The organism is Streptomyces sp. NRRL F-525 (genome assembly GCF_000716605.1).
GTDB lineage: Bacteria > Actinomycetota > Actinomycetes > Streptomycetales > Streptomycetaceae > Streptomyces.
The window spans coordinates 90,073-116,687 of sequence record NZ_JNXE01000031.1 but is presented as its reverse complement, the minus strand read 5'-3'; the positions used below and the strand labels follow the sequence as shown (position 1 = coordinate 116,687).

29 protein-coding genes are annotated in these 26,615 nt (G+C 70.0%); 12 read left to right on the top strand and 17 right to left on the bottom strand.

Features of this window, described 5'->3' with window-relative positions; all coding sequences use genetic code 11:
- The first annotated feature begins 24 nt into the window (after window positions 1-24).
- The 3 genes from OO69_RS34580 to OO69_RS34575 all read left to right on the top strand — a co-directional run bounded on the left by OO69_RS34580 (window position 25) and on the right by OO69_RS34575 (window position 1,349).
- Window positions 25-585: a Scr1 family TA system antitoxin-like transcriptional regulator gene (locus OO69_RS34580; RefSeq protein WP_267885234.1), complete on the top strand. Its 561-nt coding sequence runs from the start codon at window positions 25-27 to the stop codon at window positions 583-585.
- Window positions 551-679 (top strand): DUF397 domain-containing protein, encoded by a 129-nt coding sequence (locus tag OO69_RS50660; protein WP_078652702.1) that lies wholly within the window; start codon window positions 551-553, stop codon window positions 677-679. The genes OO69_RS34580 and OO69_RS50660 overlap by 35 nt, the downstream gene beginning before the upstream one ends.
- A gap of 64 nt (window positions 680-743) precedes the next feature.
- On the top strand, window positions 744-1,349 hold the full coding sequence (locus OO69_RS34575; RefSeq protein ID WP_078652696.1) for a TetR/AcrR family transcriptional regulator: 606 nt from the start codon (window positions 744-746) through the stop codon (window positions 1,347-1,349).
- A 16-nt stretch (window positions 1,350-1,365) separates the two neighbouring features.
- On the opposite strand, the gene OO69_RS34570 is transcribed toward OO69_RS34575, so the two are convergent.
- From OO69_RS34570 to OO69_RS34555, 4 genes are all read right to left on the bottom strand, one after another.
- Window positions 1,366-1,647: a hypothetical protein gene (locus tag OO69_RS34570; RefSeq protein WP_033284832.1), complete on the bottom strand. Its 282-nt coding sequence runs from the start codon at window positions 1,645-1,647 to the stop codon at window positions 1,366-1,368.
- Window positions 1,641-1,982, bottom strand: coding sequence for a hypothetical protein (locus OO69_RS34565; protein WP_033284831.1), 342 nt, complete (start codon window positions 1,980-1,982; stop codon window positions 1,641-1,643). Before OO69_RS34565 ends, OO69_RS34570 begins: the two co-directional genes overlap by 7 nt.
- Before the next feature lie 98 nt (window positions 1,983-2,080).
- Window positions 2,081-3,898, bottom strand: coding sequence for a bifunctional metallophosphatase/5'-nucleotidase (locus OO69_RS34560; RefSeq protein ID WP_033284830.1), 1,818 nt, complete (start codon window positions 3,896-3,898; stop codon window positions 2,081-2,083).
- A 175-nt stretch (window positions 3,899-4,073) separates the two neighbouring features.
- Window positions 4,074-5,357 (bottom strand): adenylosuccinate synthase, encoded by a 1,284-nt coding sequence (locus tag OO69_RS34555; RefSeq protein WP_033284829.1) that lies wholly within the window; start codon window positions 5,355-5,357, stop codon window positions 4,074-4,076.
- Between the two features lie 186 nt (window positions 5,358-5,543).
- On the opposite strand from OO69_RS34555, the gene OO69_RS34550 reads away from it, so the two are divergent.
- Window positions 5,544-6,431, top strand: a complete 888-nt coding sequence (locus OO69_RS34550; RefSeq protein ID WP_033284828.1) for a hypothetical protein — start codon at window positions 5,544-5,546, stop codon at window positions 6,429-6,431.
- Here OO69_RS34550 and OO69_RS34545 read toward each other — a convergent pair.
- Genes OO69_RS34545 through OO69_RS34535 form a run of 3 tightly spaced genes read right to left on the bottom strand, consistent with a single transcriptional unit; the run spans window position 6,412 to window position 9,208 of the window.
- Window positions 6,412-7,020 carry a Uma2 family endonuclease gene (locus tag OO69_RS34545; protein ID WP_033284827.1) on the bottom strand — a complete coding sequence of 203 codons (609 nt, stop codon included), beginning with the start codon at window positions 7,018-7,020 and terminating at the stop codon, window positions 6,412-6,414. The genes OO69_RS34550 and OO69_RS34545 overlap by 20 nt on opposite strands.
- Before the next feature lie 35 nt (window positions 7,021-7,055).
- Window positions 7,056-7,823, bottom strand: a complete 768-nt coding sequence (gene eutC, locus OO69_RS34540) for an ethanolamine ammonia-lyase subunit EutC (RefSeq protein WP_033284826.1) — start codon at window positions 7,821-7,823, stop codon at window positions 7,056-7,058.
- Window positions 7,820-9,208: an ethanolamine ammonia-lyase subunit EutB gene (locus tag OO69_RS34535; RefSeq protein ID WP_033284825.1), complete on the bottom strand. Its 1,389-nt coding sequence runs from the start codon at window positions 9,206-9,208 to the stop codon at window positions 7,820-7,822. The genes eutC and OO69_RS34535 overlap by 4 nt, the downstream gene beginning before the upstream one ends.
- Window positions 9,209-9,368: 160 nt before the next feature.
- On the opposite strand from OO69_RS34535, the gene OO69_RS34530 reads away from it, so the two are divergent.
- Window positions 9,369-10,880 carry an APC family permease gene (locus OO69_RS34530; protein ID WP_033284824.1) on the top strand — a complete coding sequence of 504 codons (1,512 nt, stop codon included), beginning with the start codon at window positions 9,369-9,371 and terminating at the stop codon, window positions 10,878-10,880.
- Window positions 10,881-10,988: 108 nt separating this feature from the next.
- Here the strand turns inward: OO69_RS34530 and OO69_RS34525 are convergent, their stop codons facing one another.
- Complete coding sequence (locus OO69_RS34525) at window positions 10,989-11,483, bottom strand: GbsR/MarR family transcriptional regulator (protein ID WP_033284823.1); 495 nt, start codon at window positions 11,481-11,483, stop codon at window positions 10,989-10,991.
- 74 nt (window positions 11,484-11,557) lie between these two features.
- On the opposite strand from OO69_RS34525, the gene OO69_RS34520 reads away from it, so the two are divergent.
- The 5 genes from OO69_RS34520 to OO69_RS34500 all read left to right on the top strand — a co-directional run bounded on the left by OO69_RS34520 (window position 11,558) and on the right by OO69_RS34500 (window position 15,745).
- Window positions 11,558-12,463: an ABC transporter ATP-binding protein gene (locus OO69_RS34520; RefSeq protein ID WP_033284822.1), complete on the top strand. Its 906-nt coding sequence runs from the start codon at window positions 11,558-11,560 to the stop codon at window positions 12,461-12,463.
- The gene (locus OO69_RS34515; protein ID WP_033284821.1) at window positions 12,460-14,076 is read left to right on the top strand and encodes an ABC transporter permease; all 1,617 of its coding nucleotides are present in this window, start codon (window positions 12,460-12,462) and stop codon (window positions 14,074-14,076) included. The genes OO69_RS34520 and OO69_RS34515 overlap by 4 nt, the downstream gene beginning before the upstream one ends.
- 50 nt (window positions 14,077-14,126) lie before the next feature.
- Entirely contained in the window at window positions 14,127-14,342 is a 216-nt protein-coding gene (locus OO69_RS34510; protein ID WP_033284820.1) for a hypothetical protein, read from the top strand.
- A gap of 120 nt (window positions 14,343-14,462) precedes the next feature.
- Window positions 14,463-15,272, top strand: a complete 810-nt coding sequence (locus tag OO69_RS34505) for a hypothetical protein (RefSeq protein WP_234444602.1) — start codon at window positions 14,463-14,465, stop codon at window positions 15,270-15,272.
- Complete coding sequence (locus OO69_RS34500) at window positions 15,269-15,745, top strand: hypothetical protein (protein WP_199811086.1); 477 nt, start codon at window positions 15,269-15,271, stop codon at window positions 15,743-15,745. Before OO69_RS34505 ends, OO69_RS34500 begins: the two co-directional genes overlap by 4 nt.
- A 38-nt stretch (window positions 15,746-15,783) precedes the next feature.
- Here OO69_RS34500 and OO69_RS34495 read toward each other — a convergent pair whose 3' ends face one another.
- Complete coding sequence (locus OO69_RS34495; protein ID WP_033284819.1) at window positions 15,784-17,250, bottom strand: MFS transporter; 1,467 nt, start codon at window positions 17,248-17,250, stop codon at window positions 15,784-15,786.
- A 97-nt stretch (window positions 17,251-17,347) separates the two neighbouring features.
- Between OO69_RS34495 and OO69_RS34490 the strand changes: the two genes are divergently transcribed.
- Window positions 17,348-17,905, top strand: a complete 558-nt coding sequence (locus OO69_RS34490) for a MarR family winged helix-turn-helix transcriptional regulator (protein WP_033284818.1) — start codon at window positions 17,348-17,350, stop codon at window positions 17,903-17,905.
- A gap of 27 nt (window positions 17,906-17,932) precedes the next feature.
- Here the strand turns inward: OO69_RS34490 and OO69_RS34485 are convergent, their stop codons facing one another.
- From OO69_RS34485 to OO69_RS34470, 4 genes are all read right to left on the bottom strand, one after another.
- The gene (locus OO69_RS34485) at window positions 17,933-19,156 is read right to left on the bottom strand and encodes a cytochrome P450 (protein ID WP_033284817.1); all 1,224 of its coding nucleotides are present in this window, start codon (window positions 19,154-19,156) and stop codon (window positions 17,933-17,935) included.
- A gap of 227 nt (window positions 19,157-19,383) precedes the next feature.
- Window positions 19,384-20,052 carry a response regulator gene (locus OO69_RS34480; protein ID WP_033284816.1) on the bottom strand — a complete coding sequence of 223 codons (669 nt, stop codon included), beginning with the start codon at window positions 20,050-20,052 and terminating at the stop codon, window positions 19,384-19,386.
- Window positions 20,049-21,449: a sensor histidine kinase gene (locus OO69_RS34475; protein WP_199811085.1), complete on the bottom strand. Its 1,401-nt coding sequence runs from the start codon at window positions 21,447-21,449 to the stop codon at window positions 20,049-20,051. The genes OO69_RS34480 and OO69_RS34475 overlap by 4 nt, the downstream gene beginning before the upstream one ends.
- Before the next feature lie 200 nt (window positions 21,450-21,649).
- Window positions 21,650-22,531, bottom strand: coding sequence for an alpha/beta hydrolase (locus tag OO69_RS34470; RefSeq protein WP_033284815.1), 882 nt, complete (start codon window positions 22,529-22,531; stop codon window positions 21,650-21,652).
- Window positions 22,532-22,740: 209 nt separating this feature from the next.
- On the opposite strand from OO69_RS34470, the gene OO69_RS34465 reads away from it, so the two are divergent.
- Window positions 22,741-23,403, top strand: a complete 663-nt coding sequence (locus tag OO69_RS34465) for a TetR/AcrR family transcriptional regulator (protein ID WP_033284814.1) — start codon at window positions 22,741-22,743, stop codon at window positions 23,401-23,403.
- Window positions 23,404-23,418: 15 nt separating this feature from the next.
- On the opposite strand, the gene kynU is transcribed toward OO69_RS34465, so the two are convergent.
- The 4 genes from kynU to OO69_RS34445 all read right to left on the bottom strand — a co-directional run bounded on the left by kynU (window position 23,419) and on the right by OO69_RS34445 (window position 26,556).
- Window positions 23,419-24,624: a kynureninase gene (kynU, locus tag OO69_RS34460; protein ID WP_033284813.1), complete on the bottom strand. Its 1,206-nt coding sequence runs from the start codon at window positions 24,622-24,624 to the stop codon at window positions 23,419-23,421.
- Window positions 24,617-25,456 carry a tryptophan 2,3-dioxygenase family protein gene (locus tag OO69_RS34455; RefSeq protein ID WP_033284812.1) on the bottom strand — a complete coding sequence of 280 codons (840 nt, stop codon included), beginning with the start codon at window positions 25,454-25,456 and terminating at the stop codon, window positions 24,617-24,619. Before OO69_RS34455 ends, kynU begins: the two co-directional genes overlap by 8 nt.
- A gap of 154 nt (window positions 25,457-25,610) precedes the next feature.
- Window positions 25,611-26,024, bottom strand: a complete 414-nt coding sequence (locus OO69_RS34450) for a DUF3151 domain-containing protein (RefSeq protein WP_033284811.1) — start codon at window positions 26,022-26,024, stop codon at window positions 25,611-25,613.
- Between the two features lie 61 nt (window positions 26,025-26,085).
- A complete protein-coding gene (locus OO69_RS34445) occupies window positions 26,086-26,556 on the bottom strand; it encodes an ATP-binding protein (protein ID WP_033284810.1) in 471 nt (156 codons plus the stop codon).
- Window positions 26,557-26,615 lie beyond the last annotated feature (59 nt).

The window sequence follows — 26,615 nt, the reverse complement described above, 5'->3', positions numbered from 1 at the left end:
CGGTTGAGTTCGGGGGTGACCGCGATGGCTCGGGCGGAGAACAAGGCGGAGGCGAGCGGTGTGGCACATCTCGTTGCCCTTCTCGCGAAGGCACTGCGTGAGCAACAAGGGCTCACGCAAGTGGAGTTGGGCAAGATGACGGGTTACACCGGGTCCGCCATCAGCGCGATGGAGACGTGCGCGCAGCCCGCGAGCGACAAGATGCTCGCCAAGTTGGAGGAGAAGGTCGGGGGTGGGCTCGGGGTCTTCGAAGAGGCGCGCAAGTGGATGCTGCTGGAGAAGTACCCGGTCCGCTTCCGTGGGTTCGCGGAGATCGAGGCCGGGGCCATCACGATCTCGTCGTACGAGACGCTGGTCGTCGACGGCCTGTTCCAGACCGAGGCCTACGCGCGGGCGTTGATCGGGGGCGGCTATCCGCCGGTGTCCGAGCAGAAGCGGGAGGAACTCGTCGAGGCGCGGCTGGCCCGCAGGAAGCTCTTCGACCGCGACCCGGCCCCGATGATCGAGCTGATCCTCGAAGAGGGCGTGCTGCGGCGGCGACTGCGTCGAGATAGCCACCTGCCCCCACACCATCCACATCCGTGACTCTAAGAATCCGGGGGGCGGGATCGTCACCGTCTCGGACGCGGCCTGGCGCACCTTCCTCCCCACCCCCCACCCCTCCCCCGAAAAAGTGTGACACTTTCGAGGAAATCGACACACTTTTCCAAGACACCTACCTCCCCCCGCGCCAAACTGCTCACATGAGCAACTCGCAGCGGGTGCAGGCACCGCCCGGAATGGCCACCGTGTACCGCGCGACTCTGGACGCGCTGGCCGCGCGGGGGCCCCGGCGCACGGGCATCACCCACATCGCACAGCTGGCAGGCACCAACCGCCCGTTCTTCTACCGGAATTGGGCCTCTCCCGACGCGCTCCTGCGCGATGCCACGATGCAGGAACTGAAATGTCTACTGCACCTGGCCCGGGAAGTACCCGGCCCGTTGCCGCCACCTCGGTGCCTCGGGGTGCGCAGGGTGGTAAAGGCGGCCCGGCTGCTGCGGGAGCATCCGGTCGTCGCGGCCATGGCGCGGACCGAACCGGAGTTGACGTACGCCGCCGTTCTCCGTCCGGACACCCTGTGGCACCGGACGGCCCAGCACTGGCTGACCGAGTATGTGACCGCGCATCTGCCCAGCGGCACCGAGCAGGACACGGCCACGCTCGCCGTGCTCACCACGGCACTGCCGTACGCGCTGATCCCGGCGGCGGAGTCGCCCGATGCCGCCGATGAACGTGCGGCTGTCGACGGGCGGTTGAGCCAAGCCCTACACGCCTGCCTCGGCCTGCCGCTCGCCTGTCCAGACTGACCTGCGGGTCACAGATCTACAGGTCCTGGAAGAGCCAGAGGGACAACGTCAGCACCGCGATGCCGCGTACCGCGACCAGTGCCAGGTTCGCACCGCGCAGTCGGACCGCTCGAAGCCACAGAGTCCATGTCACCGGCAGCGACAGCACGACCGTGAGGATCAGTGCCACGGGGTCTGGGTCGGCGTACAAAGCGTTGCGGTGGGCCCACACCAGGTAGGTCCACCACGCGACGGACGTCGCGGTGAGGAGTGACTCGGCCCAGAGTCCGACGAGTTCCTCACGCGGTGGCTTCAGCACAGGCTCGTCCCCCCGGCGATCAGCATCAGCGTCCCGGCCGCGGCGCAGAAGAACAGCCGTAGGACCACGGCCGTCCAACTGACGCACCGCAGCCAGATGTTGCTCAGATACAGCAGCGCCCAGGTCACGGGCAGCGAGGCCCCGAGCGCGTAGGCAATGTGCCGGTGGAGGTCCTGGGTGGAGAAGTCGCACGTGCCATTCGACCCGTCGCCGTAGAGGCCCACGGCGATGAACGCGGCGAGCGCGCCCTCCAGGAACAGGACCGGTACCCGCCAGGTCAGCCCGGCGGCCGTGTCTCGTACGGCCGCCGGGGAAAACTGTCTTCGGTATGACATGGACGGAACTTAGTGAATGTCCGGTGTGAGGAGGCCGTGAAGTTGATCATTCACAGCAACTCACAGGAATCAGCGGGCGGTTGTCAGGAAGCGGACCCTTAGAAGACCGCCGTCCCCGCCTGCGTCAGCTTCCAGTTGACTGTCGCGAAGTCCGCCGGGTCCAGGCTGCCCTTGGCCGTGACGTAGGCGATCATCAGGTCGCGGACCTGGTCGGGGGCGCTGTGGACGGTCTCCGCAGAGGCGATGTGCGGGTAGCCGGAGCCGCCGTTCGCGCGGTAGTTGTTGACCGCGACGACGAAGACCTGGTCGTCGGTGACCGAAGTGCCGTTGTACGTGAGGTTCTTGATGCGCGAACCCTCGGCCTGGGCGATGTCGATGTCGTAGGAGACGCCCGCGGCCACGTCGTACATGTAGTCCCAGAAGCTGTTGGCGTTCGTCAGGGTCGTGGTGTCTACCTTCGTGCCCGCCGGGACCTGGTGGTAGTACTTCGCCGCGTACTCCAGATAGTCCTTGAGCTGGGCGCCCGTGAGCTTCTTGCCGTAGAGGGTGTTGTCGTAGATGTAGAGACCTGCGATGTCCTTGATGGTGACGGAGCCCTTGGGGATGTCGGCCGTGCGGCTGAAGGGGGCCGCGACCGAGATCAGCGGGAGGGCCGCGTCGGCCGTCGACAGGCCCGCCTTCACCGAGTCCATCTGCACCTGCTGGATGAAGTCCATGATCGGCACGTCCTTCCAGCAGGACTCCGCCGCCGAGAGGTCCTCGGTGCAGGTGCCGACCGCCGTGTTGACGTACTTCACGACCAACTCGTGGTCGGCTTCGAGGAGTTTCTTGATCTCCGGGTCCTCGTCCACCGTGTTCGGGTTGAGGGTCTGCGCCGTCTTGCTGGTGATCTTCCACTGGCCGCGGACGAGTTCGAGCTCGAAGTCGAAGACGCTCAGGCGGTAGCCCCAGCAGTACGGCTCGGAGAGGAGGACGTCGTCGCCGGTCTCCTCGTTCTTCACCGTGTAGGAGGAGACCTCCACGTGGGTGTGGCCGACGAGGATCGCGTCGATGCCGGGGACCTGCTCGGCGACGAGGTTGGAGGCGTTCTCGACGTACGGGAGCTCGTCGCCGTAGGACGAACTGCCGTCCAGGCCCGAGTGGTCGGTGAGGAAGACGACGTCACAGCCGAGGGCGCGCAGCCGCGGGACGTACTTCTTGGCCTGCTCGACGAGGCCCGGGAAGACCATCTTGCCGCTGACGTTGTCCTTGTCCCAGAGCGCGATGCCCGGGTTGGTGAGGCCGAGGATGCCGACCTTGATGTCGGGGGCGCCGGGGACGCGGATCTTCTTCACGGTGTACGGGGCGAACGCGGGGCGCAGGGTCTTCGCGTCCAGCGCGTTGGCACCGAGCAGCGGGAAGTGACACTGCTGCTCGAACTTGCGCAGGGTGTCGATGCCGTAGTTGAACTCGTGGTTGCCGAGGGCGGCGGCGTCGTAGCGCATGTGGTTCATGGCCGTGGCCATCGGGTGCTTGGAGCCGCTGGTGATGGGGTCCACGCGCGCGAAGTAGTAGCCCAGCGAGGTGCCCTGGATGATGTCACCGGCGTCGACGAGGAGGACATGCCCCTCGCCCTTCGCCTTGCGCTGCTGCTTGATGAGGGTGGCGACGCGGGCGACGCCGACGGAGTTGCCCTTGGCGTCCGAGTACGCCTTGTCCGAGTAGTAGTCCCAGTCGAAGACGTGGCTGTGCAGGTCGGTCGTGCCCAGGATGGAGAACGACCAGGTCTTGTTCGGCTTCGGGTGCGGGTGCGGCTTGGGGTGCCGGTCGGCGGCCTCGGCCGGGGTCACCGCCGCCGTTCCCGCGACGGCCGCGACAGCGCCGGTGACGGCGGACTTCTGCACGAACTCACGGCGATTCATAGGATTGACGGGCATTCAGGACTCCTGGGAGGGCGCGGAAGGCGGGTGTGTCATGCGGGGCGCGGCGGGCTACCCGCGTAGATGTTGGCCTCCGCCTGTTACCGGCGTAACCACGGACAGCCCAAGGGCCGGTCAAGGATTCCCAAGACCGGCCCAAGGACCTCAGTCGGTTGCCGTGCCAACCGCCGCTCTAGATGAACGAGTTGATCTCGATCGTCTCCGTACGGCCGGGGCCGACGCCGATCGCGGAGATCGGGGCGCCCGACATCTCCTCCAGTGCCTTCACGTACGCCTGCGCGTTCTTCGGAAGGTCCGCGAAGGTCTTGGCCTTCGTGATGTCCTCGCTCCAGCCGGGCAGGGTCTCGTAGATCGGCTTCGCGTGGTGGAAGTCGCTCTGCGAGTACGGGAGTTCCTCGACGCGCTTGCCGTCGATCTCGTACGCCACGCAGACCGGGATCTCCTCCCAGCCGGTCAGGACGTCCAGCTTGGTGAGGAAGAAGTCGGTCAGGCCGTTCACGCGGGTCGCGTAGCGGGCGATGACCGCGTCGAACCAGCCGCAGCGCCGGTCACGGCCGGTGGTGACGCCCCGCTCGCCGCCGATGCGGCGCAGCGCGTCGCCGTCCGCGTCGAACAGCTCGGTCGGGAACGGGCCCGAGCCGACGCGGGTCGTGTACGCCTTCAGGATGCCGATGACCCGGCTGATCTTCGTCGGGCCGACACCCGCGCCCGTGCACGCACCACCGGCAGTGGGGTTGGAGGACGTGACGAAGGGATACGTGCCGTGGTCGATGTCGAGGAGGGTGCCCTGGCCGCCCTCGAAGAGGACCACCTTGTCGTCCTCCAGCGCCTTGTTGAGGATCAGCACCGTGTCGGCGACGTAGGGCTTGAGGCGGTCCGCGTAGGACAGCAGCTCCTCGACGACCTGCTCGATGGCGATCGCGCGCCGGTTGTAGAGCTTGGTGAGCATCTGGTTCTTGATGTCGAGGGAGGCCTCGACCTTCTGCGTCAGGATCGACTCGTCGTAGAGGTCCTGGACCCGGATGCCGACGCGGTTGATCTTGTCCGCGTAGGTGGGCCCGATACCGCGGCCCGTCGTCCCGATCTTCCGCTTCCCGAGGAAGCGCTCGGTCACCTTGTCCACCGTCACGTTGTAGGGCGTGATGATGTGGGCGTTGCCGCTGAGCAGGAGCTTGGACGTGTCGACGCCGCGCTCGTTCAGCCCGTCCAGCTCGGAGAACAGGACCGACGGGTCGACGACGACACCGTTGCCGATGACCGGAGTGCACTCCGGTGTGAGGATCCCGGAAGGGAGCAGGTGAAGGGCGTACTTCTGATCGCCCACGACTACCGTGTGGCCGGCGTTGTTGCCGCCCTGGTAGCGCACCACATAGTCGACGGACCCACCCAGCAGGTCGGTCGCCTTTCCCTTGCCTTCGTCACCCCACTGAGCACCGAGCAGCACAAGTGCGGGCACGCGCGTACACCCCTTCCGGGCGGGGCATGTCCAAGGTCAGAGGCGTACGCGGCACGTGTGTGCCTCGTACGCCGGCGACCCTCGTCGGCCGCAACCCGTCGGACCGGATGCCCCGGAATAGACGAAGCCCCTGGCGCAATAGCGCAAGGGGCTCTTGCACAAAGATGCTACCCGAGGAAGCGAGGCATGGCCGAGGTGGCGACTTTCGCGACTTCCGATCAGCTGCTGATCGTCATCGATCCGGCCGCCCGGCGCACCGACGCGGAGTCCGTCCGTATCGCGAAAGACGTGCTCAGCGCGGGTGCGGCGACGAAGGTGTGCCTTCCGGAGGGGCCCGAGGAATTCGCCCGGGTCCTGGCCCGGCGGGGTTCGCGCCGACCGGTGCTGGTGGGCGACGACCGGGCGCTGATGCGGGCGGTGTCCCTGTTGCACCGGCAGCGGGAGCTGGCCGGATGCGCGCTGTCGATGGTGCCGGTGGGGGGCGGGCTGTCCCTGGCGGGGGCGCTGGGCGTCCCCACGGGGGCGGTGGCGGCCGCGCGCGCGGTGCTCGACGGGGTCGTACGGCGGATGGATCTGCTGGTCGACGACAGCGACGGGGTGGTGCTCGGCGCCCTGCGGATCCCGTCGCTTCCGCCGATGCGGGAGGCTCCGCCGGTGGGAGCGACGCCGCTGCCGTCCGGTTCCGGCTCCGCGCACGCGTCGTGGCTGCGGACGTGCCAGTCGTTGGTACGGACGCTGGTACCGGTACGCCCGTCCCGCGAGCCCCTTGCCCGCGTGACCCGGCCCGGTCCCGCCCGACTGCGGGTCGAGGTGGACGGCGTGACACTCGTCGACCTGGACCAGCCTGTGGAGGGGGTGTCCGTGACGCCGGGGGCCTCGGGGCTGGCCGAGGTGGTCGTACGGCCGGTGTCGGTGGGTGCGGAGGCGTCTCCGCTGTGCGCGCGGGGTCGGTCGGTCACCGTGTCCGGGGCGGATTTCCGGTACCGGGCGGACGCGGTGGTGAGCGGACCGGTGCGGACGCGGACGTGGGTGGTTCGGGAGGGGGCTTGGGGGCTTACGTTGCCGGTGGGGTAGGGGGCTCGAAGCCGGTGGTGTCGAGGGTGCAGTCGAAGGGGGCGGGGATGGGGAGTTCCTCGCCGAACGGCACCGTGCAGTGCGAGTCGTATCCCTTGTCGGAGGGCGTCCAGAAGACGGTCGCCTGCTCCTCCTGCATGTCGAGGACCAGGTAGACGGGGACGCCCGCCTTGCCGTAGACGCGAACCTTGTCGGTCAGGTCGTCGCCACGCGTGGACGAAGAGGTCAGCTCGGCGACGAAGGCGAGGGCCTCGCCGTCCAGGTGATTGCTCAGCGACTCGAACGTCCGCTGGTGTGCGACATAGATGTCGGGCCCGTAAGCCCGCTCATCACCCGGAAAGACGTACAGAAACGGGCTGGAACCGATGCGGTGCTCCTGCGGTGCATGCGGCCTCAGCCGATCACACACCAGATCCATGACACGGAAGTAATACGCCCTCGACCACGGCGACACGACGATGCTCCCCCTGATGATCTCGGCCTTGTAGCCGTCCGGCACATGCAGCTCGTCGAGGACGTCCAGAAGCTCCTCGAAGTCGCTGTGGGGCTCAGTGCCGTCAATCACCGGTCGCTCTGCCATGAGTGTCATGATGCGCCCTCCCCTTGATGCGGACCAGCCGCAACTCAGAGTAGTCGCTCACTTACTTCCATGGGATCGGAATCATCCTTCAGCCCCACCCCCGTGATCTCCAACTCCCGCGCCCTGCCCATCAACCCCGCCAACTTCCCCGCCGCCGTCTCATACGTCAGCCCCAACGGCGGGCGGATGTTGCTGAGGCAGTTCCGGTCCGCGTCTGTCGTAACCCCCGGCTTCGGCCGGTACGTCAGATACGCCCCCAACGAGTCCGCCGCCGACATCCCGGGCCGCTCCCCGACGAAGACCACGACCATCGCCGCACCCATCGCCGAGGCCACGTCGTCGCCGAGGGCAACCCGCGCCTGCTCGGCCAGCACCACCGGGGCCACCTGCCAGGCCGTGGGCAACAACGCCGTCGTCGCTCGGACCATCGCCGCGCCGTGCTCGTGCACCGCCCGGCTGGACAGGCCGTCCGCGACCACGAAGACCACGTCCCACTCCCCCACCGGGAGGTGTGCGCGGTCGGCCGGGTCCAACCGGCGTCCCAGGTCGGGGCGTTGGAGATAGGTGAGCCGGTCGGGAGCCGCGCTGCGGACCCGTACCGTCGGCTCGCCCCGCAGCGCCGCCGCCACCACGTCCGGCTCGAACGGCGAGTGGACCGCGTCCCGCGCCGCCGCGTGCGCCGCCTGCAACTCCAGCCGGTGGTGGGTCGGCAGACCCGAGCCCGCCCGGCCCAGGCCGATCCGGGCTTGCGTGTACTGGCGCAGCGGCGACCACAACTCGCGCTCCACCGAAGCAACGTGACTGAGTGTCATGCCGCCAGTTCCCTTCCGATCGCCGTCAACGGGTGGGCCGTACCGGACACGTCCCTGATCTCGCCGCCCTCGCCCAGCAGGCCGATCGAGGCGAGCCAGGTCTCAAACTCCGGTGCCGGGCGCAGCCCGAGGACCTCGCGGAGGTACAACGCGTCGTGGTACGAGGCGGATTGGTAGTTGAGCATGATGTCGTCGCCGCCCGGGGTGCAGATCACGAAGGACGCACCGGCCACACCGAGCATGGTGAGCATCGTGGCGATGTCGTCGTCGTCCGCGTCGGCGTGGTTGGTGTAGCAGATGTCCAGGCCCATCGGGAGGCCCAGCACCTTGCCGCAGAAGTGGTCCTCCAGCGCCGCCCGGAGGATCTGGCGGCCGTCGTACAGGTACTCCGGGCCGATGAAGCCCACCACCGTGTTCACCAGCAGCGGGTCGTAGCGGCGGGCCACCGCGTACGCCCGTGCCTCCACCGTCTGCTGGTCGACGCCGTGGTGCGCGTCCGCCGACAGCGCGCTGCCCTGGCCCGTCTCGAAGTACATGACGTTCTGCCCGACCGTGCCCCGGCGCAGCCCCTTCGCCGCCTCGTACGCCTCGTCCAGCAGCCCCAGCGTCACGCCGAAGGACGCGTTCGCCGCCTGCGTGCCCGCGATGGACTGGAAGACCAGGTCCACGGGAGCGCCGGCCGCCATCAGGTCCATGCTCGTCGTGACGTGGGAGAGGACGCAGGACTGGGTGGGGATCGCGTACCGCTGGATCACGCCGTCCAGCAGTTCCAGCAGGTCCCGTACCGCCTTCGGGCTGTCGGTCGCCGGGTTGATGCCGATCACCGCGTCGCCGGAGCCGAGGAGCAGCCCGTCGAGGAGGGCGGCGGCGACACCCGCCGGGTCGTCGGTCGGGTGGTTCGGCTGCAGGCGGGTCGCCAACCGCCCCGGCAGACCGATCGTCGACCGGAAGGCGGTCACCACCGTCACCTTCCGCGCGACCGCGACGAGGTCGGCGTTACCCATGAGCTTCGAGACGGCCGCGACCATCTCCGGCGTCAACCCCGGCGCCACGGCGGCCAGTTCACCACTGTCCGCCGCCAGCAGCCACTCCCGGAACCCGCCCACCGACAGCCCCGCCACCGCCGCGAACGCGCCCGCGTCATGCGTGTCGAGGATCAGCCGGGTCACGTCGTCGGTGTCGTAGGGGATCACCGGTTCGGCGAGGAACGCGGTCAGCGGTACGTCCGCCAGCGCCCAGCGTGCCGCGACCCGCTCCTGCGCGGACGCCGCGGCCAGCCCCGCCAGCCGGTCGCCGGAACGCTCCGGGCTCGCGGCGGCGAGCAGACGCGCGAGGGAGCCGAAACGGTAGCTGTGGCCGCCGAGCGTGGAGGTGTACGTACTCATGTCGGCGACCGTACGAGGCGCGTGTTGCCCCCAGATTTCCTCAGATTTCTAAAGGTCTGGTTGACAAACATTTAACGCGCCGCAACCCTTTCCCGACTCATTCGGCCTACAGAGTTCCGGTTCGACACACCAGCCGAGCAGCAGGAGAGGAGCCATCCCGATGGCAGTGGACGAAGGAGTCGCCCCCGCGGCGAACACAAGCGAGGACGGCGCCGTTCACCGGCTCAAGCCCAACGCCATCGGCCTGCTGGGCGTGGTCTTCATGGCCGTCGCGACGGCCGCCCCGATCACCGCGATGACCGGCAACGTGCCCTTCATGGTCTCGTCCGGCAACGGCATCGGCGCCCCGGCGAGCTACCTCGTCGCAATGGTCGTCCTGGCAATCTTTTCCGTCGGCTTCACCTCGATGGCCAAGCACATCACCTCCACGGGCGCCTTCTACGGCTTCATCTCCTACGGCCTCGGCCGCACCGCGGGCCTCGCGTCGGGCCTGCTCGCCACCTTCGCCTACGCGGTGTTCGAGCCGGCCCTCATCGGCATCTTCTCGACCTTCGCCACCGGAACCTTCAAGGACCAGACGGGACTTGACATCCCGTGGTGGGCCTTCGCGCTGGTGATGCTCGCCGTCAACGCGACGGGAACGTGGTTCGGCGTCTCGGTCGCCGAGAAGCTCCTGGTCGTCCTGCTCGGCACCGAGGTGACCGTCCTCGCGGCGATGGCGATCTCGGTCGCCCTGCACGGCGGCGGCCCGCACGGCTTCACCTTCGGACCGGTCAACCCGGTCAACGCGTTCAAGGGGACGTCCGCCGGTCTCGGCCTCTTCTTCGCCTTCTGGTCGTGGGTCGGCTTCGAGTCGACCGCGATGTACGGCGAGGAGTCCCGCGACCCGAAGAAGATCATCCCCAAGGCCACGATGATCTCCGTCCTGGGCGTCGGCGTCTTCTACGTCTTCGTCTCCTGGATGGCCATCATCGGCAACGGCGAGACGGAGGCCGTGAAGGCGGCCTCCTCCGCGAACCCCCTCGCCCTCTTCTTCAACCCCACCGAGCACTACGTCGGCCACTGGGCGGTCGACCTCATGCAGTGGCTGATGATCACCGGCTCGCTCGCCTGCGGCATGGCCTTCCACAACTGCGCCAGCCGCTACATGTACGCCCTGGGCCGCGAGGGCGTCCTGCCGAAGCTCAAGAACACGATCGGCCGCACCCACGCCCGGCACGGCTCCCCGCACATCGCGGGCCTGGTCCAGACGGTCGTGAGCGCGGTCCTGATCCTCGGCTTCTGGGCCACGAGCAAGGACCCGGCCAACGCGCTGTACGTCCTGCTGGCCATCCTCGGCACGATGGCGATCCTCGTCGTGCAGGCGGTCTGTTCCTTCGCGGTACTGGCCTACTTCCGCAAGAACCACCCCGAGAGCCGTCACTGGTTCAAGACGTTCACCGCTCCGCTGGTCGGGGGCGTGGCGATGCTGGCGGTGGTCCTGCTCCTGGTCTCCAACATGAGCGTCGCGGCGGGCTCGGAGTCCAACTCCCCGGTCCTGAAGGCAACCCCGTGGCTGGTACTCCTGGTCGCGGCGACGGGCGTGGGCTACGCCCAGTACCTGAAGCGCCGGGCACCTGAGCGCTATGCGCTGCTCGGACGCACGGTCCTGGAGGAAACAAAGGAGCGCTGAGGATCTTTTTAGGGGCGCGGGGAACTGCGCGACCAGCCCACCACCGCCTGCAGACAAGTACGAATCTGCGGGAGCGTCGTGGCTGGTCGCGCAGTTCCCCGCGCCCCTTTAGGGCGCGCTGCCGAACCGCTCGTCTCGATAGACCCGCCAGCGTTCCATCATGGCCGAGATCTCGCCGTCGACGAATTCAAAGAAGGCCAGGGTCTCGGCCATGCGCCGCCCCGCCGGAGTCTCCGCACCGAGGCTCGCGACCCCCTCACTCAACGCCGCCTCCCACCGCTTGAGAACAGCCTCGCGATTCGTCAGCGCCTCGTACCACTGGTTGCCCTGAACCCGATACCGCTCCCGCCGCGAACCGGGTTCACGCTCACGCGAAACCATGTGCGTCTGCGCCAGATACCGCACCGCCCCAGAAACCGCCGCCGGACTGATCCGCAGCTGCGCCCCCAGCTCACCGGAGGTCATCACACCGGCGTCGGAGGACAGAAGCGCCGCGAAGACCCGAGCCGGCATCCGCTGCATCCCGGCCTCGACAAGCTGCGCCGCGAAACTCTCCACGAACTTCGAGACCGCCTCTTGGTCCCGCTCCGCCTCATCCGTCATGGACTCACCCTAACCCGCGCTTCACACACTTCCTTAACTTCACAAATTTCTGAAAGAAGCGTACGTTCGGCTCCATGACGAAGGCAATCACCGTCTCCGGACTGCACAAGGCGTTCGGCAGGACGCAAGCCCTCGCGGGTCTCGACCTGGACGTCGAGGCCGGCGAGGTGCACGGCTTCCTGGGCCCCAACGGCTCCGGCAAGTCCACGACGATCCGCGTCCTGCTCGGCCTCCTCCACGCGGACTCCGGCGCGGCCCAGCTCCTCGGCCGTGACCCCTGGACCGACGCCGTCGAACTACACCGCCGGGTCGCCTACGTCCCCGGCGACGTCACGCTCTGGCGCAACCTCTCCGGCGGCGAAGTCATCGATCTCTACGGCAAGTTGCGTGGCGGCCTCGACACCACCCGCCGCGCCGACCTGATCGACCGCTTCGAACTCGACCCCACCAAGAAGGGCCGCACGTACTCCAAGGGAAACCGCCAGAAGGTCGCCCTCGTCGCCGCGTTCGCCTCGGACGTCGACCTGCTGATCCTGGACGAACCGACGTCCGGCCTCGACCCGTTGATGGAGGAGGTCTTCCAGCGCTGCGTCGAGGAGGAACGCGACCGGGGCCGCACGATCCTGCTCTCCTCCCACATCCTCAGCGAGGTCGAGGAGTTGTGCGACCGGGTGAGCATCATCCGCAAGGGCCGCACGGTGGAGAGCGGTTCGCTGGCCGACCTGCGCCACCTCACCCGCACCAGCGTCACCGCCGAACTCACCGGCGCACCCAACGGGTTGGCGTCCCTCCCCGGCGTCCACGACCTCGCCATCCAGCAAATTCAGAACAGCCAAGGTCATCGCGTCCGCCTCCAGGTAGAGGCGGACCAACTCACCGCCGTACTCCGGTCGTTGAGCGAGTCGGGCGTACGGTCACTCACCTCCAGGCCGCCGACGCTGGAGGAGTTGTTCCTCCGTCACTACCAGGAGTCGGCATGACGGCCGCAGCGTTCCCCGCACGCACCGGCACCAGGACCGGCACCTCGCGCCAACTCGCGGGAACCAGCGCCCTGTTGAGGTTCAACCTGCGCCGCGACCGGGTCGTGCTCCCGGCCTGGGTGGCAGTGACGGGCCTCCTTGTCCTCTCCCTCCCCGGCTCACTGCGAAGCGTCTACTCCACCCCCGCCGAACGCGCCGACATCGCCCACCAGATGCTCACCAACAGCTCCCTGCGCGCCACCTACGGCCCGGTGTTCAGCGACTCGCTCGGCGGCCTCACCGCGTGGCGCATCGGCGGCTACGCGGCGATCCTCGCCGGGGTCATGAGCCTGATCGTCGTCGTTCGGCACACGCGTGACGAGGAGGAGAGCGGCCGCCAAGAACTCATCTCCTCGGCGATGGTGGGCCGCAGGGCACCGCTGACGGCAGCCCTGTTGACGGCGCTGGTCGCCAACTCCGCGCTGGCGCTGCTGATTTCGGGAGGCATGGCGGGTCAGGGCTCGGCGGGAGCGCTGGCCCTCGGGCTCGGCATCGGCGGCGTGGGCATGGCGTTCGCGACACTCGCGGCGATCGTCGCGCAGTTCACGGACAGCGGCCGCCTGGCGAAGGGCCTGACCGGCGGACTGCTGGGAGCAGCCTTCGTCCTCCGCGCCGTAGGAGACTCGACCACCAACGACGGCTCCTCCCCCGCGACTTGGATCTCCCCGATCGGCTGGCTGGAGAACCTGCGCCCGTTCGCGGCCGAACGGTGGTGGGTACTGGCCCTGTTCGCGGCGGCGATCCTCGTACAAGGCTCGCTGGCCTACGAGTTGGCGGGCCGCCGGGACGTGGGAATGAGCTTCTTCCCGGCCCGCCCCGGCCCGGCCCACGGCCGCCTCGGCACGGCGGGCGCGCTGGCCTGGCGCCTCCAGCGGGGCAGTGTGCTGGGCTGGAGCCTCGGATTCCTCGCGGCCGGGGTCGCCTTCGGCGGCATCACGAAGGGCGCGGCGGACCTGGTCGGGGACAACGCCAAGACCCGCGAGATCATCGAGCGGATGGGCGGCCGGTCCGGCATCGAGAACGCGTTCCTGGCCACGATGGTCGGCATGTTCGGCATGCTCGCCGCGCTGTACGCCGTCTCCTCGGTCCTACGCCTGCACAGCGAGGAGACCGGCCAGCGCGCCGAACCGGTCCTCGCGAACGCGGTCGGCCGCCTGCGCTGGGCGGCGGGCCACCTGACGATCGCCTTCGGCGGCGCGGTCGTCATCATGCTCCTGAGCGGCCTCGGCCTGTCCCTCGGCTACGGCGCCGACCTCGGCCCCATCCTGGCCGCCACCCTGGTCCAACTCCCGGCGATCTGGACGCTGGGCGCGCTCGCGGTCCTCCTCCACGGCCTCTCCCCGCGCCTGTCCCCGGCATCCTGGGCGGCGGCCGGACTGGCCCTCGCGCTCGGCTGGATCGGCCCCGCCCTGAACCTCCCCCAGGCGGTCCTGGACATCTCCCCCTTCGGCCACCTGCCCAAGCTCCCGGGCGGAGACATGGCCTGGGGCCCGGTGATCGCCCTCACCGCGATCGCCGCCGCCCTGGTCGCCGTAGGACTGACGGGTCTACGGCGCCGCGACCTCACCACCTGACCGACGGCGGCACGGGAACCTCCGGCGGCCCGCGCGCGTCCGTCCCGGGCATGGGACAACGCGCGCAGGCCGCCGGAGGATGTCTGACTGCCGTACTCGGCGCGGGAGTTGGGCTCGCGGTGTGGTCGTACGGCGTCCGGGACCGCTTCCACCGCTTCGAGGCGAGCCCCGACTGGAGTGTCCTGTACGCCGAGTTGCCGCTGGCGGTGCTGGGCGGGGTCCTGGTGTCGCTCGGGGTCTGGGCGCTGGTGCAGCGGGCCAGGTAGAACGGCCGGGGCCGCGCCACCCCTCGAACGGACGTTCCGGCCCGGTCGGAGGTGGAGAGCGGGAGCGGTACGGAGACGATCTGGTCGACCGAGTTCCCCCGCCTCCCCCGGAGTTGCCCCTTGCGCGCACACCACCTCGTCGCGGAAGCGGCTTCGGGCACACGTCCGGTGGACGACGTGGAGGACCCCGTCGACCCCACGATGACCGCCGAGGTCTACGGCGTGCTGCGCGAGCACCCCTGGATCGGGCAGGTCAGCGCGGACCACGACCTGGACGAGGACCTGTTCGCACTGGCGGTCAAACGGGCCGCCGCCTACGGCTGGAGTTCCACCCGGTTCAGCGCCGGTGCCGAACTCGGCGGGCAGCGCTGGGGTCACGCGGACGCGGGCGGGGACTGGTCGCAGGACGGCCGGGTGCGGCAACTCGCCTGGCTGACCGTGTATCCCGCGACCGGCCTGCGCGAACAGCACCTGCCTGTGCTGCCGTTGACCCGGGTGATGGTCGATTCCCTGGGCCGGGTCGGCGAGTTGGACTTCACGGGGCTGACGGTGCGGGTGCCGGTGCGGCTCGCGCCGGACACCCGGTTCGACCTGGTGGGGGACGCGGACTGGTTCGCCCTGGCCGCGCCGGACGCCCGGACGGAGGCGGCCGTCTCCGTCCTCGGCGCGGTCGGCACCGAGGCGGAGCAGCTGCGCGAACTCGTCGTCCGGCGCGGGCACGGACAGCTCCGCGCGGAACTCCGGGCCGGCGCGCACGACCGTACGGCCTTCGCGTGCGACCTGCCCGAGTGGACCCCGGACGCGGCGGCCTGGCTCGCGGAGGTCTTCGTCGACGCGTTGCGCGCGGCCGGCGTACGCGACACGGTGGAGATCGCGATCACCCGAGAGCCACGAACTCCCCATCGCCCAGCAGGAGTCAGCCACCCATGAGAATCGGGATCACCGGACACCGCGGCCTGTCCGGCGAGGTCGAGCGGAAGGTGCGCGCGCTCATCGCAGAGGCGGTCACGTCGTACGGCAACACCGGTCTGGTGGGCGTCAGTTGTATCGCCGACGGCCCGGACGTCTGGTTCGCCCGGGCCGTCCTCGACCACGGCGGGCAGCTCGAAGTGATCCTGCCCGCCCGGCAGTACCGCGCCGGCCTGCCCGTCTGGCACCACCCCGCCTACGACGACCTCCTGCACCGGGCCACGCGGGTCCACCACACCGGTCTCGACGTCTCCGGCCCCCACGCCTACATGGCGGGCAGCGAACTCCTCGTGGACAAGGTCGACGCACTCCTCGCCGTCTGGGACAGCCGCCCGGCACGCGGCTACGGCGGCACCGCCGACGTCGTCACCTACGCGCGGCGGCACGACGTACCCGTGACAGTGCTCTGGCCCGAGGGCGCCACCCGCGACTGACGGGCGGGGCCGGGTGACGGACCTCCCTCGTTCGGGGATCAGGGGGTGGTGGGCTCGGCCTGGTTGCCAACTGCCTTGCGGGGCAGGGCCAGGCACAGGGCCGCGCAGAGGACGTAGGCGCCGATGGCCCAGGGAGCCGCGTGGGTCAGCGCGTCCGTGAGGCCCTTGCCGGTGTGGGAGAAGAAGGCGTTGCCGATGACGGCGACTCCGAGGGCTCCGCCGAACTGCTGGGCGGTGGAGAGGATTCCGGACGCGCCGCCCGCGAGATGACCGGGGACCGTGCTCAGGATCGTGTTGACCAGCGGGATGATCAGGAGGATCAGGCCGACACCGGCCAGCACCAGGCCGGGGACCAACGGCCAGGCGCCGGTGTGCAGTTGGGCCGCGTGCTGGGTCGCGTGCCGGACCCAGAACAGGCCGCCCGCCATGACCAGGGCGCCCAGGATCAGTACGTTGCGGCCGAACTTGGCCACCAGCGGGTCGACCCCGGGCGCGGCCAGGATCGAGCCCGCGCTGAAGGCGACCATCAACAGACCGGCCTGCGTGGGGGTGTAGCCCTGGCCGGACTGCAGCCAGATGGTGAAGACCAGGAAGAAGCCGGACATGCCGCCGTAGAAGAGGAGTTGGACAAGCAGGCCCGCGCTGAAGGCGGGCTTCTTGAACAAGTCCGTGGGGAGCAGGGGGTGTTCGAGGCCGCGCCGTTTCTCCGAGGCGGTCAGCGCGGCGATCGCGGCGACACCGGCCGCCAGGCAGAGCCAGCCCCACAACGGCCAGCCGTAGGAACGCCCTTGGACCAGCGGGAGCACGATCGCGACCAGGCCCGCGGCCAGGACGAGGTTGCCGGGCAGGTCGATGCGGCCGGTGAAGGCGCGGTCGCGGGAGGCCGGGATCCACCGGGTGCCGAGGACCAGGACGACGGCCGCGAGGGGGAGGTTGATGACGAAGATCGTGCGCCAGCCCCAGCCGAACAGGTCCCAGTCGGTCAGGACCCCGCCGAGCAGGACGCCCACGGCGGTGGAGATACCGGCGATCGCGCCGTACAGGGCGAACGCCTTGCCGCGTTCCTCGCCGTCGAACATCGTGCGGAACGAGGCCAGAATCTGCGGCATGATCACCGCCGCGGCCACGCCCTGGAGTCCGCGCGAGGCGACGAGCACCCCGGCCGAGGCCGCCAGCGCGCTGGCCAGACTCGTGAGCGCGAACGCGATGACGCCGGCCAGGAACAGTTTCTTGCGGCCGTAGCGGTCGCCCAGGTGCCCGGCGATGATCAGCGTGGCGGCGAAGCCGAGCATGTACGCGGACACGGTCCACTGCAGATCGGCCGGGGTGGCCTTGAGGCCCTTGCCGATGGAGGGCAGCGCGGTGTTCACGATCGAGCCGTCGATCATGTCCAGCAGCGCCGCGAGGATCATCACGAAGGCCGCGGCCCACCGTTTGGGATAGGGCACCGGCCCGCTGCCGCCGTCAGCGGATACGTTCATGGGGTTGGTCGTGCTGGACGACATGGCGTGGACTCCTTGGTCCGGTCAGTTCTGCTTGACTTTCATACATCTTGGCTTTCAAGCTAATAACCGATAGTTACGATGCAGGGAGATATCTCGAATGTCAAGCGGAACGGGGTCAGGCTCGGGCGGCTCGGGCGCAGAGGCGGTCGAAGCGCGGCTGGGCGCGGCCGTGCAGGCCTACCAGAGCGCCGTGGACGACTTCGACCGCGAACTGGCCCGTCTGATGGGCGTCAACGAGACCGATCTGCGCTGCCTGGAGATCCTGCTCTCGGTCGAGGAGACCACCCCCCGCGAGCTGAGCCGGCAACTGGGCCTGACCACCGGGAGCGTCACCACGATGCTCGACCGGCTGGAGAAACTCGCCTACCTCACCCGCACCCCGCACCCCGGCGACCGGCGCAAGACCCTGATCCGCGTCACCCCGGAGGCCGCCCGGCGCGCCTTCGGCCTGCTCGGGCCGTTCCTCGACGACGCCGGCGGGCGGGTGCGCGCCCGCTACACCGCCGACCAGCTGGAACTCGTCATCGACTACCTGACGTTCACCCGCGACGTCCAGCAGGAACACGTCGAACGGCTGCGGAAGACGCCCGCCGCCCACCCGGCCCGGACGGGCGGCCGCCAGTCACCGGGACCGCGGGGCGGGTCGGCGACGTAGGCCCAACTCTGGTCCTACGAGGGGGTGTTACCCCACCTCGACGCTCAGCCCCTCCAGCCCCCGGATCACGAAGTTCGGCTTGCGTTCCGGCTCCGCCGCCAGCCGCAGCGTCGGGGCCTTCTCCAGCAACGCCCCCATGGAGGCGGCCAGTTCGATACGGGCCAGGGGTGCGCCGATGCAGTAGTGGATGCCCGCGCTGAAGCTGATGTGCGGGTTGTCCGCGCGCGTGACGTCCAGGCGCTCGGGGTCGGTGAAGACCGCCGGGTCGTGGTTCGCGGAGCCGAAGAGCATCGCGATCTCCGCGCCGCGCGGGATCGTCGTACCGTCGATCTCGATCTCGTCCAGCACCCACCGCTCGAAGAGCTGGAGCGGGGTGTCGTAGCGCATCAACTCCTCGACGGCGGTGGGGATCAGGGAGTGGTCCGCGCGGAGGGCCGCCAGCTGCTCCGGGTTGCGGAACAGAGCCCACCAGCCGTTCACCGTGGAGTTCACCGTCGCCTCGTGGCCCGCGTTCAGCAGGAGGACGGCGGTGGAGATCAGCTCCTGTTCGGTGAGGCGGTCGTCGTCCTCGTCGTGGGCCGCGATCATGCCGGAGATGAGGTCGTCGCCCGGGTTCTTGCGGCGGGCCGCGATCAACTCGCGTAGATACGAGGAGAATTCGTCCGACGCGCGGACCGCCTTCGCCGCCGTGTCCTCGGACGGGCTCAGTTCGTACATCCCGCAGATGTCCGCCGACCAGGGGCGGAGCGGGGCGCGGTCCGACTCCGGGATGCCGAGCATCTCGGCGATCACCGCGACGGGGAGGGGCTCCGCCACGTCCGTCAGCAGGTCGCCGCCGCCCTTCGCCACCAGGCCGTCCACCAGCTCGGCCGCCAACTGGCTGACGTACGGCTTCAGTTGCTCGACCGTGCGCGGGGTGAACGCCTTCGAGACCAGGCGCCGGATGCGGGTGTGGTCCGGGGGTTCCAGGTCGAGCATGCCGTGGTCGTTCAGGGTGTGGAAGGGCTCGTGCTCGGGCGGGGGTGCCGTACGGCCGAAGTCCTCGTGGGTGAAGCGGTGCTGATAGGTGCGGCCGAGGCGGCGGTCGCGGAGCAGTGCCGAGACGTCCGCGTGGCGGGGGACGAGCCACTGGTCGGTGGGCTCGTAGTACGTGACCCGGCCGCGCTCGCGCAGTTCGGCGTAGGCGGGGTACGGGTCGGACACGAACGTCGGGTCCCAGGGGTCGAAGGCGAAGTCGTCAGCAGCTGCCATGGACGGACGCTAACCCTTGGACGAGCTTCTGACCAGGGGTGTCTCGCGTGGTGTCCACCGCCTTGTGGAGGCCGGAGCCGTACGACGGCTCGCGCACGAGCTGCTCGGCGGCCGGTGGTGAACGGCTGCCGTCGCTCGCCGTGGTGCGGGCTCACGCGCAGGCGTGCGGGGCTGTCCCGCTGCCCGCAGGGTCTCCGCGTCCTGCCCGGACCGGCGGGGGTCTGTCCCTATCCCGGTCTCACCAGCCTCGCCTCGTACGCGAACACCGCCGCCTGCGTCCGGTCCCGCAGCCCCAACTTCACCAGGATCCGGCTGACATGGGTCTTGATCGTCGACTCGGCGACCACCAGCCGTTCGGCGATCTCCCCGTTCGACAGGCCCTGCGCGATGAGGACCAGCACCTCCGTCTCCCGCTCGGTCAGATCCCCGTACGTCCCCTGCTGCGCGGCCGACATCAGACGGGGTGTCTCGGACAGCTTCGAGAACTCCGTGATCAGCCGCTTGGTGACGGAGGGGGCGAGCAGTGCCTCGCCGGCGGCCACCACCCGTACCCCGTCGGCGAGTTGGCGTGCCGAGGCGTCCTTGAGGAGGAACCCGGAGGCTCCCGCCCGCAGCGCCTGGTACACGTACTCGTCCAGGTCGAAGGTGGTGAGCACCAGCACCTTCGCCGCGCCGTCCGCCGCGACGATCTCCCGGGTCGCCTCGATGCCGTTCATCTCCGGCATCCGGATGTCCATCAGGACGACGTCCGGGGCCAGTTCACGCACCCGCTCCACCGCGTCGCGTCCGTTCACCGCCTCGCCGACGACCTCGATGTCCGGCATCGCGCCCAGCAGGACCGAGAAGCCCTCGCGCACCATCATCTGGTCGTCCGCGATCAGTACGCGGATCGTCATGCGTCACCTTCCCTCGCGCCCGGCGCCGGTTCGCCCGTGCCCGGCACCGGTTCATCCGCACTGGGGACCGGCAGGAACACCGTCACCTCGTAGCCGCCGTCGTCCGCCGGGGCCGCCGTCATCTCGCCGTTCAGCATGGAGACCCGCTCCCGCATCCCGGTGATGCCGTGCCCCGCGCCCGGTGAGGGCTTCACCAGGCTCGGCTCGGGCATCGGGCCGTTGACTATCCGCAGGCCCAGCCCGCCCAGCACATAACCGATCTCGACGCGGGCACTCGCACCGGGCGCGTGCCGCAGGGTGTTGCTCAACGCCTCCTGCACTATCCGGTACGCCGACAGCTCCACGCCCTGCGGGAGTTCACGCACCGCCCCCGTCATCGCCTTGTCGACGCTCAGGCCCGCGTCGCGCACATTGGCGAGCAGCGCGTCCATGTCGGCGAGGGTGGGCTGCGGGGCGTCGGGCGCCTCGTAGTCCTCCGCGCGGACCACGCCCAGGACCCGGCGCAGCTCGGTCAGGGCCGCCACCGCGTTCTCCCGGATCGTGACGAACGCGCGCTCCAGCTCCGGCGGCGGGTTCTCCACGCGGTAGGGCGCGGCCTCCGCCTGGATGGCGACCACCGACATGTGGTGGGCGACCACGTCGTGCAGTTCGCGGGCGATGGTCGTGCGCTCCTCCAGGAGGGTGCGGCGGGACCGCTCGTGGGCCGTCACGGTCTGCTGCGCGGTCACCTCCTGCTGGGCGTCGCGGCGGATGTGCCGGACCGTGACGCCGAGCAGGACCATGGCGGAGAGGAACAGCATCTCCGCGGTGTCCGAGCCGAAGGAATGACCGCCGGCGACAGTGGTGGCGCCGATGCCGTAGAACGCCGTCAGCGCCCACATCCAGGCGGCCGTGCGCGGTCGGGTGCGTATCGCCACGATCGTGAGCACGGCCAGGTGGCAGAGGAAGCTGCCGTTCCGCCACGGCCACGAGTCGTCGAACTCCGTCGCCAGGGCGGTGGCGATCGGGGTCGCGGCCATGGACAGCCAGAACGCGCCGACCGGCCGCACCATCGTCAGCAGCACCGGCGCCAGGGCGAGCAGGCCGAGGACCAGGTTGCTGCCCGCGCTGCGGGCCTCGTCGTTCGTCGCGATGTACATCGCGAGCAGACCGACCGCGACGATCAGGGCGTGCGGGCCCCAGGCCGCGTACTCCCGGAGCCGCCCCCTCAGCCGCCGGGTCAGCGGGCCGTCGGCGGTGGAGCGGGGCAGCGGGCGGTAGGCGAAGGCGTCGTGGAACAGGTCCTGCCGCATCCCGCGCAGCGCGTCCACGGCCGCCCGGAATTCCGGGCTGCGCGGCTGATAGGCCTCGAACGCGCTGTCCTGCGGCGTCATCTGCGTGTGGGTCGTCTCGGTCACGTTCAAAACGGTAGGCGGCGGGGCGGGTAGCCGTCGTCACCTGTGAGAAGGGTCCTGGGGCGTCCGTCTCAAGTACTACGGGGCCGACTGACGGGCTGGTCCGGGCGGGGAGACCGTGCCCGGGGTGAAGCAGTCGTGACCGGGCCAGGAGACCACCGCCGTACGGGAGTTGGGGACGTCCCGGGTCGGGCGGAGGCCGCTCACCACGCCAGCTGGGCGATCTCCTCCGCCACCACCGCGCACGCGTCCGCCGCCGGGTCGATCAGCGGGAAGTGGCCGACGTCCTCCAGCAGCGTGAGGCCCACGACCTCGCCCGACTTCGCCGCCGCGTCCGCGTAGGACTCGGCGACCGCCTGCGGGACGTCGATGTCGGCGCGGCCCTGGACCAGGGTGGTCGCGATGCCGGTGGGGAGGAGGAGCGACGGGTCCGCGTACGGCAGGCGCTCGGCGAACTTGGCTGCTCCGCCCAGGAGTTGGGCGGCCGCTCCCTCGCACACGGCCAGCTTCTCGGCGACCGTGAAGTCGGCGATCGGGGCGAGGGCGACGACGCCGCGCAGTGCGGCGGGGGCGGGGGTGCGCCAGGGGGCGTCCTTCGGGAGGACGTGCCGGGCCGCGGCCCAGAGGGCGAGGTGGCCGCCCGCCGAGTGCCCGGTGACCACCGTGCGGCGCGGATCGGCCTGCGGCAACGCCTCCCGTACGAGCGCGGGGAGCGCGTCCAGCGCCGCCGCGACGTCGTCGAAGGTGTCCGGCCAGCGCCCCGCGACCGGGCTCGTACCGCCCTGCGCGGGCAGGGCCGCGCCCCGCCGGTACTCGACGTTGGCCACCGCGAACCCCCGGCGCGCGAGGAAGTCCGCGAACGGGGTGAGGTGCCTGCGGTCGTACGGGGCGCGCCACGCGCCCCCATGAAGTACTACGACCAGGGGTGCGGCCTCGCCCGGCATGCGTTCGCCACGCGGGGCGTAGAAGTCGATCACCTGATCGGGGTGGTCGCCGTACGCGGCGGTGCTGTCGGGGTCGACGGCGGGGTGCGAGAAGGCCGACTCCTCTTCTGCGGCGGCACGTGCGGCTACGTCGTCCGGCATGCTCCAACCTCTCAGCGAAGAAACGGACTTGGATGGTTCGGATGTGACGGACCTGGAGAAGATTGCGGCCGTGGGCGGGACGCTACCAGGCCGGTGACGTGCGCGGACACGCGGATGTCACGCTGGGTGAGGGTTAAACGGTTCTGCTGTTTCGTTACGCTGACGCCGTGCCCGTCACGGCGCCTCATCAGCACCCTCAGGAGCCCATCATGTCTGCCGAACCCGACCCCGACCCCGAACCCGGCACCCTGCGCCCCGGCGGCCGCACGGCACGCGTGCGTACGGCGGTGCTGCGGGCGGCGGGTGACGTGCTGGCCGAGCAAGGCGTCGACCGGCTCGACCTCTCGGACGTAGCCCGGCGGGCGGAGGTCGGCAAGACCACGGTGTACCGGCGCTGGGGTTCGGTGACCGCGCTGGTCGCGGACCTCCTCGTCGACATGGCCGAACAGTCGCTGCCGCGCGAGGAGACGGGCTCGCTCCTCGGCGACCTGCGCGCCAACGCCCTGCTGGTGCAGCGCACCCTCGCCGATCCCCGCCAGGGCGCCCTGTTCCGCGCCGTCATCGCCGCCGCGACCTGCGACGTCCGTACGGCCGAGGCCCTGCGCCACTTCTACGAGGTCCGGGTCGCCGAGTGGGCACCCTGCGTCGAACAGGCCGTAGCGCGTGGGGAGTTGCCCGCCGACACCGATCCCTCCCAGGTCGTACGGGCCGTATCGGCGCCCCTCTACTACGAGTTGCTGACCACCGGGACCGCCCCGGACACCCCCGCCGCGGAGCGCGCCGCGCGAGCCGCGCAGGCCGCTGCCGTGGCAGGGGTGTATGTCATCAGCCTCTCCCCAAATCTAACCACTCCCGTCTCCTACGACGGTTAGATCGAGGTACGGCTTCTAGCGGACCAGGTCTCCGAGCGTCCGGGCCGCCCGCTCCACGTCCCCGAACCCGACGTACAACGGCGTGAATCCGAACCGCAGCACGTCCGGGTGCCGGAAGTCGCCGACCACGCCCCGCTCGATCAGCCGTTTCATCACGTCCCCGGCATCCGCGCACCGCAGCGCGACCTGGCTGCCGCGCTCCGCGTGGGCCACCGGAGTCACCGATTCCACCCGCCCGTCGGGGACGTACGCCCCCACGCACTCCAGGAAGAAGTCCGTCAGGGCAAGGGACTTGGCCCGCACCGCCTCGATCGAGACACCACCGCCGTCGCCATCGCCGTCCCACACGTCGAGGGCCGCTTCCAGGGCGAGCATGGACAGGATGTCCGGCGTACCCACGCGACCGCGCAGAGCACCGGCGGCGGGTTCGTACGCGGCCCGCATACCGAAGGGTTCGACGTGCGAGTTCCAGCCGGGCAGCGGCGAGTCGAACCGCTCCTGCAACTCCCGCCGCACATACACATACGCGGGTGAACCCGGGCCGCCGTTCAGATACTTGTAGGTGCAGCCGACCGCGAGGTCGACCCCGTGCTCGTCGAGCCCGACCGGCAGGGCGCCCGCGCTGTGGCACAGGTCCCAGACGACCACGGCACCCGCAGCGTGCACCGCGGCCGTGAGCCCGGGCAGGTCGTGCAGCCGCCCGGTGCGGTAGTCGACGTGGTTGAGGAGCACCGCCGCCGTACGGTCGCCGAGCGCGCCCGGCACCTCGGCCGGGGCCACCGGCCGCAGCGTGCACCCGGTCATCCGGGCCGCCGACCCGGCGATGTACCCGTCCGTGGGAAAGGTCGTGGCGTCGACGACGATCTCGTCCCGCCCCGAGCCGGACGTCATCCGCACCGCCGCCACAAGTGCCTTGAAGACATTGACACTTGTGGAGTCGCCGACGACGATCTGCCCGGCCGCCGCCCCGACCAACGGGGCGATCCGGTCGCCGATCCGCTCGGGCGCGGTCCACCAGCCGCTCTCGTCCCAGGAGCGGATACGCAGCTCGCCCCACTGACGCCGTACGACGTCCTCGACCCGTCCGGGGACGCCGATCGGCAGCGCGCCGAGCGAGTTCCCGTCCAGGTAGACCACGTCGTCGAGGACGAACCGCGCACGCACACCGGCCAGTTCGTCACCGGCGTCCAACTTCTCGGCCTTCAGAGCGAGTTCAGACATGGGACCGCGCCGTCCACAGCTCGGGGAACACGTTCTTCTGCGCGCGCTTCTCCAGCCAGGCCACGCCCGCGGAGCCGCCGGTCCCGGTCTTCGCGCCCATCGCGCGCCGGGTGGCGACGAGATGGTCGTTGCGCCATCGCCAGACGAGTTCGGCGACATCGGTCAACGCCTCGCCGAGCCGGGCGAGTTCGTCGCCGTCGTCACCGGAGTAGAGGGAGGTCCACGCCTCCTCGACTGCCTCCGACGGCTCGTAGCGCAGCGACACGTCCCGCGTGAGCACGGCCTCGGGGACCGCATACCCCCGCCGGTCGAGAAGCCTCAACACCTCGTCGTAGAGGCTGGGTTCGTGCAGGGCCTTCTCCAACTCGGCGTGCACGCGCGGCGCTCCGCGGTGCGGGACGAGCATGGACGCGGACTTCTCGCCGAGCAGGAACTCCATGCGGCGGTACATCGCGGACTGGAAGCCGGAGCCCTCGCCGAGGGCGGCGCGGTAGGAGTTGAACTGGGCCGGGGTGAGCTGGCCGAGGGGCCGCCAGGAGGCGTTGAGCGCGTCGAGTTCCCGTACGGAACGCTTCAGCGCGTCGACCGCGACCGGCACCCGGTCCTCGCGCAGGGCGCGCGCGGCGGTCTCCCACTCGTGGACGATCACGGTGAACCACAGCTCCATGACCTGGGTGGTGACGAGGAAGACCATCTCGCCGGGGTCGTCGGAGCGGGTGTGCTGGAGGTGGGTGAGGACGTCGGCCTGGACGTAGTCCTCGTACGGGGTCGTCCCCTGGAAGTCGAGATGCGGGGCCTCGGGCTCCTGAGTTTCCTGAGCCGGTTGGGACATCGCTGTCTCCTGATGCGTACTCCGGGTAGCGGTCCGCCCCTGCCGAATTCCGACACGGGGGCCCCGGTCCCCACCGGGCATCCTCCCCAATGGTCCCCCGAGACCGCAAGGTCCGCCTGGTCACACCAGGCGGACCTGCATCAACGTCCCCGGACTAGCCGAGCGTCTGGGCCGCCGTGGGCGAGGAGTCCTTCAGGAACTGCGAGCACCGCGCGTACTCCTCCTGCTCCCCGATCGCCTGCGCGGCCCGGGCGAGGGCGTGCAGCGCGCGCAGGAACCCGCGGTTCGGCTCGTGCTCCCAGGGCACCGGTCCGTGCCCCTTCCATCCGTTGCGCCGCAGGGAGTCCAGCCCGCGGTGGTAACCCGTACGCGCATAGGCGTACGACTCCACGACACTCCCCCGCTCGAACGCGTCGTCGGCCAGCAGCGCCCAGGCCAGCGAGGAGGTCGGGTACTTCGCGGCCACATCGGCGGGCGTAGCACCACTCGCGAGGAGGTCACGCGGCCCGGGGTCTTCGGGGAGGTGGGTCGGGGGCGGTCCCCCGAGAAGGTTCTCGTGAATCGTCATGGGTTCCAGTCTCCCCTAGGGGCGGGGAATGGCCGGCATCGTGCCCGCACGTCGGCTCGCCTCAGCCCCACCCCGGGTCAGCAGGCACCCGGCAGCGCACCTGCTTCCCGATCGCCGACCTCCGCACCTGCCACCCCGGCGCCAGCAGCTCGACCAGCCCGAGCCCCCGCCCGCTCTCCGCCTCCGCGCAGTCGAGCGCCGTCGCCCGTCGCATCGGCAGCGCGCCCGGATCCGGATCATGCACGTTCACCGCGATGCCGTACGACGTCACGTACACCTCGACCACAAGGGGCACGTGTGGCCCACAGGCCCGCACCGAGTTCCCGACCAGCTCGGACAGCACGAGCTGCGCGGAGTCGACGGCGTCACCCGCGATGCCGTGGCCGAGGAGTTCGTCGCGGGTCAACGCCCGTACTGCGCCCAGGTTTTGGGGCGAGGCACAGATGTGGGCGGCGAAGCCCTGGGGGCGGGGGCGGAGGTAGTAGCCGGGGGTGGGCTGTGTGGTGAGCGTAGGGATCGACGCGGGCTGCATGGGAGTGCCTCCTTGCGGTCATCGGGAACTGCTCACAGCCTGCACCCTCAGGGAAGTTT